The following is an 11,272-nucleotide window of genomic DNA, read 5'->3' on the forward strand; positions in this document are numbered from 1 at the left end:
CGCTGGACCCGAACGCGCCGCTCCGCGGCATCGAATCGTTCACGCCGCCGCTTCTGGGCCCCTACGCGGTGGCCAACATCAGCGGCTTCGCGTGGTTCGGACCGGGTGGCTACATGACCCTCGTCGCGGTCGCGCTGCTCGCCGTCGCGTACCTCGCGCGGGACCTCGACGCGACGGTCGACGAGCTCCCGGAACTGGCCCGCGAGTTCCCCGGAGCGCTCCGCGACCGCGACGAGGGGTCGAGCGATGAATCCGAGCGGGACCGAGACGCCGACCGGAACCCGGAGATCGGTGGTGGCGACCATGTCAGGTGACCGGTTCGGCCTGTCGGTCGGCCGCCTCGAAACCGGCTTCTTCGTGGCCGCCTGCGTCGTCGCCGTGGTCGCGCTCGCGCTCTCGCTCGCCGCGGGTGCGACCGGGGCACCCGGGAGCCCGGCGGCCGCCGCCGACGGCTCCGCGAACGCGGACGGAGCCGGGCTCCCGGCGAACGACTCCGGCGCCCCCGGCCTCACCGTCGCGACCGACGTCGCGGCGACCGAGGTGACCGCGCCCGAGCGCGACGGGACGGCTACCGTCGACGGCGAGTCGTTCGCGTCGGCGCAGGCGGCGGTCGACGCCGCCGAGCCGGGCGACACAGTCGTCCTCGACGGGCGGTTCGAGGAGCAGGTGAACGCGAGCGTCGACGACCTCGAGATCGTCGCGAGCGAGGACGGTGCCGTGCTCGACGGCGGCGGCGAGGGGCGCGTGCTCACGGTTAGCGGCGACAACGTCTCCGTCTCCGGCGTCTGGATCCGCGGCTCGGGCAGCGACCTCGACACCGAGGACGCCGGGGTGTTCGTCGCCGGCGCGGACGCCCGGATCGAGACGGTCCGGATCACCGACACGGCCTACGGGATCTGGGTCGACGGGGTTGACGACGCCGTGATCGAAGACGTGCGTATCGACGGCCGCGAGGACGTTTACCCGGTGACCGACCGCGGGAACGGGATCCACCTGTTCGAGACGAGCGGGACCGTCGTCCGCGACAGCGAGATCACGGCCACTCGGGACGGGATCTACTTCTCGTGGGCGACGGACGTCCTCGCCGAGAACAACACGATCCGACACACCCGGTACGGCGTCCACTACATGTACTCGGACGACAACCGCCTCGTCGACAACGTCGCCGCCGACAACGGGGTCGGCTACGCCCTCATGGTGAGCGAGGGGCTGACGGTGCGGAACAACACCGCCCTGCGGAGCGAGGGCACCAGCGGCCACGGCATCCTCGCGAAGGACATCGAGGAGTCGACGATCGCCGGGAATCACCTCGTCGCGAACCGCGACGGGCTGTACATCTACAACGCGCAGGACAACCGGATCCTCGACAACCTGTTGTACCGCAACGCGATCGGGATCCACAGCGCCGCCGCCAGCGAGAGCGAGGTCGTCGCGGGCAACAGCTTCGTCCGCAACGACCGTGCGGTCCAGACGCCGCGGACCACGCTCGTGGAGTGGAACGACACCGACCGCGGCAACTACTGGTCGGGCGCCCGGGTCGCCGACCGCGACGGCGACGGGATAAGCGAGATCCGCCACCGTCCCGTCGGACTCGTCGAGAACATCGTCGCCGAGCGGCCGCAGGCGGCGGTGTTCGCGAACAGCCCGGCGTTCGAGGCGGTGCGGCTCGCCGAGAGCTCGTTCCCCGTCATCGAGGCGCCCGGCGTCGTCGACCGCCGCCCGCTCACCGAGCCGAACCACGACTGGCGCGCCTATGAGCCGGACGAGACGACGGGGACGGACTCGGACCGAGAGACCGACACGGAGGCCACATCATGAGAATCGACGCGAGCGACGTTCGGAAGACGTACGGAGACGTGACCGCCCTCGACGGGCTCTCGCTCTCGATCCCGAGCGGGTCGACGTTCGGGATCCTGGGCACCAACGGGGCCGGGAAATCGACCCTCTTCAGACTGCTCGTCGGTCACGACCGCCCGGACGCGGGGACGGTCTCCGTCGGTGGGTCCGACGTGACCGAGGACGGTCGACGGATCCGCGAGCGGGTCGGCTACCTCCCCGAACACGTCGGGTTCCCCGACGGGCTCACCGGACGGGAGGTGCTCGCCGTCCACTCGGCGATCCGCGGGCTCCCGGGTGACGGGCGGGTCGCTCGCGCCGTCGAGCGCGTCGGGCTGACCCCGGACGAGGCCGACCGCCGCGTCTCGGGCTACTCGAACGGGATGCAACGCCGGCTCGGTCTGGCGACGGTGCTGCTGCCGGACCCGGACGTCCTGATCCTAGACGAACCGACGGCGGGGCTCGACCCTCGCGGAGTCGACGAGTTCCACGGTATCGTCGAGGAGATCACCGCCGAGACGGACGCGACGGTGGTCTTCTGCTCGCACGTCCTCCCCGAAGTCGAACGGCTCTGTGACCGCGCGGCGGTGCTTCACGACGGGCGGGTACACGCGTCAGGCACCATCGAGGAGCTCGCGGCCGCCGCCGCGGAGCCGGGTGACGAAGCGGAGGGCGGTCGCCGCGGGCAGCGCGGGCTCCGAGCGGTCTTCCGAGCGGCGGTCGCCGACGAGCCGGCGGGGGATTCGCGGGCCGACCGCGGGGAGGTGACGTCATGACCGAGACGGACTCCGCCGAGACGCGTTCGGACGCTCTCCACCCGGACGCGGCGGTGTTCAGCGCCGGTGACGAGGACCGGACCGACGACGGCGAGACGCCCGAGTCGACGGCGACCTCCGGGGTGACCGAGACCCAGACCGTCGAAGGCGTTCGGGACGCGCTCCGCCACGTCTTCGTCGTCGCCGTGACCGAGTACCGGCTCGCCGTCCGGAGCCGCTGGGCGCTCGCGCTGACCGGCCTGTTCGTCGTCTTCGGCGGGATGATGCTGACGTTCAGCGGCTCCGCGGTCGGGCCGGAGGGCGCGGAGCGCGTCGTGGCGTCGCTGACGAGCCTCGCCGCGTACCTGATCCCGCTCGCGGCGCTCACGCTCGGGTACGACGCCGTCGTCGGCCGCGAGGACGAGGGGTGGCTCGCGGTCGTGTTCTCGCTGCCCGTCCGCCGCAGCGAGGTCGTCGCCGGCACGTACCTCGGTCGGCTGACGGTGCTCGCGGGCGCGACGGTGCTCGGGTTCGGATTCAGCGGCGTGCTGCTCGTCCGCGAGTTCGGACTCGGCGCGTGGCCGTCCTTCCTCGGATTCCTCGTCGGCGCCGTCGGCGCCGGTGCCGCGTTCCTGGCGATCGCCGTGCTGTTGTCGACCGTCGCCCGCGAGAAGACGCACGCGCTCGGCGCGGCCCTGCTCGTGTGGGTCTGGTTCGTCCTGGTCCACGACCTGATCGCGCTCGGCGTCGTCGCCGCGTTCGAGCTCCCCGACGCCGTCCTCTCGGCGCTCGTGTTCTCGAACCCGGTGAGCGCGTTCCGCGTACTCGTGTTGAGCGGACTCGGGACCACCGCCGGCGGCGGGTTCACCGCCGTCCTCGCCGGTAGCGGCCTCTCGACGGCGTCCCTCGCGGCCGCGCTGGCCGCGTGGTGTGTCATCCCGATCGCCGTCGCGGCGCGACTCGTCCGCCGGCGTCGGCTCTGAGCACCGCCGTACTTCATCATCCACTCATGTGTACTCACCGTCACGAGACGACCGCCCGAATCGATACCGAACGAGCCGCAAGCGACACGCCCGACGGTCCGGGATCGGACAACGAGCGACCGTCGCGAAGGTCCGTTCTTAGAGGGGCCGCAACGGCCGCGACCGTCGGTATCGGCGCTATTGCCGGCTGTCTCGGCGATGAAAAGTCGGAACCGACGGAGCCCCCGGAACCGATCGCGCTCGCCGACGGGAAGGCCTGCGACGCCTGCGGGATGGTGATCGAGGGCCACGGTGGCCCGAACGGGCAGGTGTTCTACGCCGGCGATCACCCGACGGACCGCGACGGCCCCGCCTGGTACGACAGCTTGGCTGAACTGGTGACCGACCGCGCCTCGGCGGTCGACCGCGGCCGCGAGCCCGTTGCGACGTACGTCACCGATTACGCCGCGGTGGAGTACGAAATAACGGAAGCGGGCGACGACCGGATCATCTCTTCGCACGTCGCCGCCGAGTCGTTCGTCGACTGGAACGACGCCGTTTACGCGATCGAGACCGGCGTGGTCGGTGCGATGGGGCCCGACGTGATCCCGTTTACCGACTCCGAAGCCGCCGAATCGTTCGTCGAGACTGAAGGCGGGCGAGTCGTCGAGCCCGACGCGGTGACAGTCGAACTCGTCTCGTCGCTGTAGCGCACTCCGCTCTTCCGGTCGACGGGTACGGCGACAGACGGGAGCCGCCCGACGGCCGAAACGAACACATTCGGGATAACTGACGCGCCTGTCGAGCGAAGATACCCGAGTATGACACGGGAAACGTCGATCCTCAAAGAGACGGTCGCACCGACTGACCGTCCGGTCGAAACGCTCGACGTCGCCGATCTCGGCCCACCGGAGCCGCTTCGCCAAACACTCGAACTGCTCGCAGACCTGCCGGATGACACCGTCCTCATTCAGTATAACGACCGAGCTCCGCAGTTCCTGTTTCCGAAGCTCGCGGACCGCGGCTACGTACACGACACCGTCGAGACCGACGAAGGCGTGGTTACGGCGATCTGGGCAGACTCGGGCAACTGACGCACTACCCGGACGGTGGGCATCGTCGCTCCCGCTGTTCCTTTTTATATTCTCCACCGAATAATTCGGATATCTCCCCCACGATACAGGAATTGCCGCCGAAGATATTCCCCCCACTCCCCTTCTTCAAACCGTATGAGTCAACGCACACTCGACCGACGAACGTTCGTTCGAACGACTGCGGCACTCGGCGTGACCACCGCGCTCGCTGGCTGTGGCGGCAGTAGCGGCGGCGACGGGAGTGACGGCTCCGACGGGGGCGATGGGAACGACGGCTCCAACGGCGGCAGCGGCAGCCAGGAGTTCCTCTCCGAGGAGCCGGACTACGGTGGCTTCCTCGACGACGCCAACAACTACGAGCAGACGGTCGACATGACCGGCTCCGACTCGGTGACCGTCGAGGTCGGCGCCGGCGATGGGCTGGCGTTCGGCCCCGCGGCGGTCGCGGTGTCGTCCGGGACGACCGTTACCTGGGAGTGGACGGGTGAGGGCGGCGACCACAACGTGTCCGGGTCCGACGGCAACTTCGACAGCGAGACCGCCGGCGAAGAGGGCCATACTTTCGAGCACACGTTCGAGGAATCTGGCACTTATACGTACGTCTGTACGCCGCATGAGGCGGTCGGGATGCTGGGCGCCATTCACGTAGAGTGATCTACTCTCCGCCGGGATGACGAGATCTTTGCCATACAATTTCCAGCCGGCGAAGACGCGACGAGACCGTCGGATGACCGGTCCCTTCTACCCGAGATGGCGTCCATCACACAGACTCCCGAGCCGGTTCCTCCGTCGGATCGCTGGTGAGCAACACCCGTCCGATCGCCCGCGACATCCCGACGAGTGTTAGCGCCCACACCACCAATGCGAACCAGCCCCAATACGCGGGGACGACAGATAGGAGTCCGAACGTTCCGATGCCGGCGAGATTCAAGGTGCAGGCGGTGTACATCCCCATAGGGAACACGCGCCCCCAGGCCGTCGGTGCATACGTGTGGAGTCGAAAGCCGAATCCCAGTCGGGACCACGGGAAGAGAACGATCCACGCGGGTGGGTCACCGTCGGTTCCGCCGGTGACGAACTTCCAGACGTCGACGACAAGGAGGAGCGGGATCCACCACGAAGCGATGGCCCACGCGAGGAACGTAACGCCGACGATCACCGGCGCATACGGCTCCCAGCCTTGGAACGCCTCTAGCCGCGGGGCGAGCGTCGTCCCCGCGAGCGTCGTGATCGCTGCCGCACCCATCATGATCCAATACGGGCCAGTCCAGTCGTCGGGCCGGATCGGACCGTCCAAGAGGCGATAGGTAACGACGGTGACAACGACGAAATAGAGGACGTATCCCGAGCCAAAGTAGCTCATGCTCAACAGCACGATCGCGTTCCCATACCCCGCCAATGGTTCGGCGAGCAGCCCGCCGAGGACCGCAAGCGACTGCATGCAGACGATCACAAGCAAAAAGGCGCCGTCGATCCGCTCGCTCACGCCCGCCTTTCTCGCGCCGATGATCTCGGTCGCAAACAGGTAGTACAACAGCAGTGGCGTGGCGACGACGGTCACTCCCCACATCGCGACCGCCACAGCGACGGTATCGAAGAACAGCAGAAACTGAATCCCGACGGTATTCGTGGCAACAATAAAGGTCAGCGTGCCCCAGTGTCGATCCCGGTTCCGTAGGTCGGCGAGCGTGCGTTTGGGAAACGCCAAGATTCGAACGGCGAACAGCGCAAGCAACAGCTCGTAACAGGCGACGTTGAACACCGCCAGCGGCCGCGCGACAATCGGGACACCCAGCTCGAAGAAGGAAATCGAGACGATTCCGGTCGACATAACGAATCCGAAGTATGCCGGGTTGAGCGCCTCGAGAGCGCTACCGAGAGAGGCGGCGAGTGTCTCCCCGTCTGAGGTAGGCGGGTCGTCGATTCCGGATGAGTTGGTCATTTCAGCCGCTCAAAGTGGGACCGATCCCACCGCATTGTCGGGTATTGGCCGGTCCGATGGTAAATGGGTACCGTTACGAGATCACACCTAACTGCATCTCCGAAAACATTCACCGAACATGTTCTTTCGGAGCAATCTTATACAGACTGCAAGGTGAATACACCCGCCTTTAGGCGGGTGATGAAACCGACATACTGTTACATTTCCACCGATAGTCACACGGCCTGAGTTTCCAATACACACTTTCAAATACCAAGAATCGATATATAATGGTAAGGTCAGGTCGGAACGGAGCGGATTCCGAACGACCTTTGGAGGCGGCCTGTCCGCCCACAGTAACGAGGCAGTATCCGAAACGCCGACGTGGTGAACACGAATCCTCGAAGGGGTCGTCTCGTGCCTGTCGGCCTGAGTAAGCCCAAAGGTAACTCCAAATCCGCTAACGCACCAGCGACCTTCTGCTGGCAAAAACAACAGGTGAGGGTCAACGGCGCCGAGGATAGGAGTAACGGCCATTTGGCATGGCCAGACAGCCACCGACCACGACGACTGGGTTAAACGAGCTCCCGTAAAGTGGCGGCGTCCATGGTTGCAAACCTGAAACTCCCACCGCTCGGGATTCCTCCGCCTGAAGGCGGAAGAGGATGTCAATATTGAGAAATTAAGCAACTGTAGTGACGAAAAACCAAACAATCTACGCGAGGATCGGCGGAAATGAAGCTGTCGAATCTGTCGTGGCCGATTTTTATGATCGTGTCTTTTCAGATCCACTTCTTCAGCCGTATTTCGAAGATATCGACCGTGATGCACTGTACGCCCACCAAGTGCAATTCATAAGTGCCGTGGCGGACGGCCCGGTATCATACGACGGGGCCGATATGCAGGCTGCTCACGAGGGAATGGGAATCACCGGGGAAGCCTTCGGTCGCGTTGCAACATACCTCGCCGAAGCGCTCAGAGAGAACGGTGTCACCGAGGACGACGTCGACGCGATCCTCGATGAAGTCGGTGCGCTCAAGCCGGACGTCGTAGACCAGTGAGCGCGCGTCAGTCGAGAGGTCCGTCTGAGGAGCTTTTTTGACAACTCACTGCTGGACGCGATACACGTAGCCGCCACAACCACACTGATCGACGACGCTGGTCTCTGCGTCCGGGTAGTGGTCGCGGATGGGCGCCTCGAGGTACTCCTCGGGAGTGCCGTGGTTCGGATGCGTGACGAGGTTGACGTGGTAGTCGGGTTCCGTCTGATTGATCGCCGCAAGTGCGTGCTCGATCAGCGTCTCGCGATCGTCAGCGTACCGTTCCCGTTCGAGGTTCGCAGACCACGACGCATCGTGCTCCTCGTCGAGAAACGAGGGTACCGACTCGTTGGTTTCGGAGGCAGCCGCGGTGCGATCGCGGTCAGATTGCTGGTCCTGTGTGGACATGAGCACACATATGAGATGGACACGCCTCCATGTCTGTGCGAACATGTTCGCTACGTCCCGCTTTCCGGAGAGCCAGGTCGGGGGTCACGGGTGTAGTCCCGACGATCTCCCGTTCGTCACGAACCGTTGAGACCGACGGTCTACGTATCGGTGTCTGTGTCAGTATCGAATTTGATCGGATTTCGAGGGAGATCGTCGACGAACTCTCGGACGATCGTTCGTTCGATGCGTTGGAGTGTCTCGCTGCACGTGGATTTCGCGATCCCGACGTGTTCGGCGACCTCGGTCAGTGTACAGGTGCGCGGCACGTCGTAGTAACCGCGCTCGACCGCCTCGAAGAGGACCTCCCGCTGGCGGTCGGTGAGCGACTCACCCGGATTCAGCCGCTGTTGAACGTACTCGACATCGAACTCCGCACCGACACCTCGGAGCATCTCCCCGAAGTCGGCGACGCGCTCGTGAGCCCCGGTGACGTCGATCCGAGCCACACCGTTCTCGATCTCGACGGGCATCTCGATCGGGATCCCGGCTTGCCGTGCGGCCGCCATCAACAGCGGTGCGTGCGCCTCGACTTGGACGGTGGCAACCCCGTCGCTCAACGCCATGACCGAAACCTCCTCGATCGTTTCGTGGGCCTCGATCGCGTCCAGGATTCCATCGATGTCGTCAGCGGTGATCTTCACGAGCGCGAACCCCGCACCGTCTCCGGGTGTCGCACTGAGTACTTGGATCCGCGCCTCGGGGAACGCCCGAGAGACCTCGCCGACCCAGGGTCCGTCTGGGAGGTCAACGTTGAGTCGAGCCTGTGCCATACCGCCTCTTCGCGGTCACGGCGGAAATGGATTCGTCTTCGTGTCCCGGCCATATCGCGAACGGACTCATCAAATTGGAGGCGAGCGGAGATCCCAGACGAATTCAGACATGGGTGTCGATCGGTCTATCACGGCGTGAGAGTAGTACTGTTCCTTTTCAGTCCCCTACAAGAGTATAAAAACGGACAGAGGTAGTTCGATTAGCATGACAAGCACAAATGGAAAAGTAGCCGTCACATTCAATCCGCAAGAGTGGGTCGACGGGCCATACCATCTAGACGATGGGGCGGACAAACAACTGACTCCCGCCGAAAATCGGGACCCAGTGACGTTCGAAGTGCCCTGGGAAGACGGGACTGACGAGGAGGGTACCGTGTTCCCGGACGAATCGTACGAAGCGAATCAGCTGCGATCCCATCCTGCTGTACCGGAGTGGGTCCAAGATTGGGAAGGCCCATACTACGTTCGGACAAAACCGGTTGACGATCAGTAACACATATTGATCCGCTGGCGGTCAATACGGAGTACTTCTGTACCGACGTGATGGAAAGGTAGTCCATCCCACCGAGGATGGAGACGGAAGTGATTCTTAGCGTAACTCCTCAGAGGCCGTGTCGGTAACGAACAGGAGAACCTGTTCTCCTGGTGTTAAATCATCAACGAGGAGTCCGAACTCGTCATCTCCAGCGAACGAGCGTACACGAGGGGCAGGAGCCTCCTCGTCGTTCCTCTCACAGACGAGCTCAATCGTTCCAGTGTCGTCAGCTCGAAGTGTGAACTCTTGCATGAGTCACACTATCATAGTCTTGCGTATAGATGTACGCACGAATCCGGGTAAATCAGTCGTGTGCAAAGGCCGTGTCGCTCGCTGGCCTCCAGCTACGCGTCGGACCGAGACGCCAAGACGATTAGTGCAGTGCTATTCTCAACGGCATGGGGAGCGATCTCCTGGTCCCCGTCGAAGCGAGCCACGTCGCCCGCCGACAGCTCATGTGTCTCGCCACCGAGTTCCAACTCGATTGTCCCCTCGATGAGATAAAACACGATCTCGCGGTCGGGATGTGAGTGCGGTGCGACTTCACCGCCCGCATCGAGGGTGAGTCTAATCGTCTTCGGTTCAGCGTCGGGGAAGACGTTGGCGTGGGGCTGTCCGTCCAGCTCGGTGAGGGTGTGTATCGTCGTCATGTATCGGTCGGATCGAATTCGTCGGTTCGGAGTCCCTGGCGGACCGGTTCGTGTTCGGCGTCGGTCGGCGGTGGGGCGGTGACGAGCAACGCTTCGAGCCGCGAATCGTCGTCGGCCTTGACACCGCGGTCGGTGTCCGCTCCGACGGTCACGACGTCTCCCGATGCGACACGGTGTTCCTCATCGCCGTCGCGAACGAGCCCAGTGCCGGACCGAACGTCGATTAGTACGTCACTGGACGGAGCGTGAACCGGGATAAACTGTCCCGGTTCGAAGTAGCCGCAGACGACTTTCATCCGCTCGCTCCGGAACACCTCGACCGCTGAGAACTTCTCGTCGTCGTACGTCCGTTCCGCATCGAAATCGATGGCAGTCATACCGAATCACCCGTTCGGTAGGCGCCGCGGTCATTCGTCCGGACAGCGGGTCGAGCGCCGGCGACGGACGCCTCGCCCGCTTGGTAAATTTTAGGTTGGCCTAAATTCATACATCTCAACGTGTGGCACGGAGCGGCAACAGGGTTGGGACGAACATGTTCCCGTCAGATCGGCCCCTGTCGACGACTACTCGCTTCCACCCTCGTCGTCGGGCGACAGAACCTTGAACGGTCGCATCATGTCGTGATCCTCGTGTTCGATCATGTGACAGTGCCACATGTAGTCCCCCGTCTGATCGGAGAATAGCCCCTCGAACTCCCCGAAGTGTGCGATTACGTGCACCACTTCGCCCGGGTCGACGGTGACCACGTCGTTCCACCCAAGTTCGTACGACTCGGGCCCGTCCAGCGCGTCCAGATCGATGTCGTCTTCAGCCGGATCGTGATCAGCGGCCGACTGTCGTCCCAACACCTGGAAGTGAACGAGGTGGAGATGCATCGGGTGGGACATCCCCGTGAAGTTGGCGAGACTCCAGATCTCGGTGTCGCCGAGCGTCGGGGTCTCGGTGACCGAGTCCGTGAGTTCGTATCCGGTCTTTTCGTTGCGAGTCCCGAGCGCGTAGCGCGGGCGACCGTACTCGTCCGACTGCCGGGCGAGCGTGAGGTAGCGTTCGGTGTCGACAGACTCCATCGGAATCTCGGGTACCTGGGTCAGTTCGGCTGGGAGTTGCGTCTGCTCCGGTTCGCTTTCCGCGGCTGCCACGTCGATAAGCATGACCTCCGGGAGGGGTTCAGCGCCGTTTGCCTCGATCCCGCTCGTGCCACGATACTTCGCCGGGGCGTCATTGTGCAGGAGCAGTGTCTCGCCCGCGTACTCGCTGAA

14 protein-coding genes and 1 pseudogene are annotated in these 11,272 nt (G+C 64.3%); 8 read left to right on the forward strand and 7 right to left on the reverse strand.

Annotated elements, in window-relative coordinates:
• The 7 genes and pseudogenes from ACI944_RS06860 to ACI944_RS06890 all read left to right on the forward strand — a co-directional run.
• A pseudogene (locus ACI944_RS06860) lies at nt 1–314 on the forward strand (hypothetical protein); the annotation flags it as partial.
• Nucleotides 304–1,818, forward strand: coding sequence for a nitrous oxide reductase family maturation protein NosD (nosD, locus tag ACI944_RS06865; protein ID WP_411718310.1), 1,515 nt, complete (start codon nt 304–306; stop codon nt 1,816–1,818). The pseudogene ACI944_RS06860 and the gene nosD, both read left to right, overlap by 11 nt.
• A complete protein-coding gene (locus ACI944_RS06870; protein WP_411718311.1) occupies nt 1,815–2,612 on the forward strand; it encodes an ABC transporter ATP-binding protein in 798 nt (265 codons plus the stop codon). The genes nosD and ACI944_RS06870 overlap by 4 nt, the downstream gene beginning before the upstream one ends.
• On the forward strand, nt 2,609–3,574 hold the full coding sequence (locus ACI944_RS06875; protein ID WP_411718312.1) for an ABC transporter permease: 966 nt from the start codon (nt 2,609–2,611) through the stop codon (nt 3,572–3,574). The genes ACI944_RS06870 and ACI944_RS06875 overlap by 4 nt, the downstream gene beginning before the upstream one ends.
• A 26-nt stretch (nt 3,575–3,600) precedes the next feature.
• Nucleotides 3,601–4,263, forward strand: a complete 663-nt coding sequence (locus ACI944_RS06880) for a nitrous oxide reductase accessory protein NosL (RefSeq protein ID WP_411718313.1) — start codon at nt 3,601–3,603, stop codon at nt 4,261–4,263.
• A gap of 111 nt (nt 4,264–4,374) precedes the next feature.
• On the forward strand, nt 4,375–4,647 hold the full coding sequence (locus ACI944_RS06885; protein WP_411718314.1) for a DUF2249 domain-containing protein: 273 nt from the start codon (nt 4,375–4,377) through the stop codon (nt 4,645–4,647).
• Nucleotides 4,648–4,782: 135 nt separating this feature from the next.
• Nucleotides 4,783–5,301, forward strand: coding sequence for a halocyanin domain-containing protein (locus tag ACI944_RS06890; RefSeq protein WP_411718315.1), 519 nt, complete (start codon nt 4,783–4,785; stop codon nt 5,299–5,301).
• A gap of 106 nt (nt 5,302–5,407) precedes the next feature.
• On the opposite strand, the gene ACI944_RS06895 is transcribed toward ACI944_RS06890, so the two are convergent.
• On the reverse strand, nt 5,408–6,589 hold the full coding sequence (locus ACI944_RS06895; RefSeq protein WP_411718316.1) for a tellurite resistance/C4-dicarboxylate transporter family protein: 1,182 nt from the start codon (nt 6,587–6,589) through the stop codon (nt 5,408–5,410).
• Between the two features lie 674 nt (nt 6,590–7,263).
• On the opposite strand from ACI944_RS06895, the gene ACI944_RS06900 reads away from it, so the two are divergent.
• Nucleotides 7,264–7,629: a group I truncated hemoglobin gene (locus tag ACI944_RS06900; protein ID WP_411718317.1), complete on the forward strand. Its 366-nt coding sequence runs from the start codon at nt 7,264–7,266 to the stop codon at nt 7,627–7,629.
• A gap of 45 nt (nt 7,630–7,674) precedes the next feature.
• On the opposite strand, the gene ACI944_RS06905 is transcribed toward ACI944_RS06900, so the two are convergent.
• From ACI944_RS06905 to ACI944_RS06930, 6 genes are all read right to left on the reverse strand, one after another.
• On the reverse strand, nt 7,675–8,016 hold the full coding sequence (locus tag ACI944_RS06905; protein WP_411718318.1) for a CGCGG family rSAM-modified RiPP protein: 342 nt from the start codon (nt 8,014–8,016) through the stop codon (nt 7,675–7,677).
• Nucleotides 8,017–8,156: 140 nt separating this feature from the next.
• Complete coding sequence (locus tag ACI944_RS06910) at nt 8,157–8,828, reverse strand: helix-turn-helix domain-containing protein (protein WP_411718319.1); 672 nt, start codon at nt 8,826–8,828, stop codon at nt 8,157–8,159.
• A 589-nt stretch (nt 8,829–9,417) separates the two neighbouring features.
• The gene (locus ACI944_RS06915; RefSeq protein WP_411718320.1) at nt 9,418–9,615 is read right to left on the reverse strand and encodes a hypothetical protein; all 198 of its coding nucleotides are present in this window, start codon (nt 9,613–9,615) and stop codon (nt 9,418–9,420) included.
• Nucleotides 9,616–9,707: 92 nt separating this feature from the next.
• Nucleotides 9,708–10,013, reverse strand: coding sequence for a cupin domain-containing protein (locus tag ACI944_RS06920; RefSeq protein WP_411718321.1), 306 nt, complete (start codon nt 10,011–10,013; stop codon nt 9,708–9,710).
• Nucleotides 10,010–10,390: a cupin gene (locus tag ACI944_RS06925; protein WP_411718322.1), complete on the reverse strand. Its 381-nt coding sequence runs from the start codon at nt 10,388–10,390 to the stop codon at nt 10,010–10,012. Before ACI944_RS06925 ends, ACI944_RS06920 begins: the two co-directional genes overlap by 4 nt.
• Nucleotides 10,391–10,576: 186 nt before the next feature.
• Nucleotides 10,577–11,272 (reverse strand): multicopper oxidase domain-containing protein (locus tag ACI944_RS06930; protein WP_411718323.1); only part of this gene is annotated, 696 nt, incomplete at its 5' end.

The organism is Natronomonas sp. (assembly GCF_046710025.1).
GTDB lineage: Archaea > Halobacteriota > Halobacteria > Halobacteriales > Haloarculaceae > Natronomonas.

Bases quoted from the DNA above. Each gene is read 5' to 3' on its own strand.
- ACI944_RS06890 (WP_411718315.1), top strand. From the start codon at position 4,783: ATGAGTCAACGCACACTCGACCGACGAACGTTCGTTCGAACGACTGCG.
- ACI944_RS06895 (WP_411718316.1), bottom strand. From the start codon at position 6,589: ATGACCAACTCATCCGGAATCGACGACCCGCCTACCTCAGACGGGGAG.
- ACI944_RS06905 (WP_411718318.1), bottom strand. From the start codon at position 8,016: ATGTCCACACAGGACCAGCAATCTGACCGCGATCGCACCGCGGCTGCC.
- ACI944_RS06880 (WP_411718313.1), top strand. From the start codon at position 3,601: ATGTGTACTCACCGTCACGAGACGACCGCCCGAATCGATACCGAACGA.
- ACI944_RS06925 (WP_411718322.1), bottom strand. From the start codon at position 10,390: ATGACTGCCATCGATTTCGATGCGGAACGGACGTACGACGACGAGAAG.
- ACI944_RS06870 (WP_411718311.1), top strand. From the start codon at position 1,815: ATGAGAATCGACGCGAGCGACGTTCGGAAGACGTACGGAGACGTGACC.
- ACI944_RS06910 (WP_411718319.1), bottom strand. From the start codon at position 8,828: ATGGCACAGGCTCGACTCAACGTTGACCTCCCAGACGGACCCTGGGTC.
- ACI944_RS06875 (WP_411718312.1), top strand. From the start codon at position 2,609: ATGACCGAGACGGACTCCGCCGAGACGCGTTCGGACGCTCTCCACCCG.
- nosD (WP_411718310.1), top strand. From the start codon at position 304: ATGTCAGGTGACCGGTTCGGCCTGTCGGTCGGCCGCCTCGAAACCGGC.
- ACI944_RS06915 (WP_411718320.1), bottom strand. From the start codon at position 9,615: ATGCAAGAGTTCACACTTCGAGCTGACGACACTGGAACGATTGAGCTC.
- ACI944_RS06920 (WP_411718321.1), bottom strand. From the start codon at position 10,013: ATGACGACGATACACACCCTCACCGAGCTGGACGGACAGCCCCACGCC.
- ACI944_RS06885 (WP_411718314.1), top strand. From the start codon at position 4,375: ATGACACGGGAAACGTCGATCCTCAAAGAGACGGTCGCACCGACTGAC.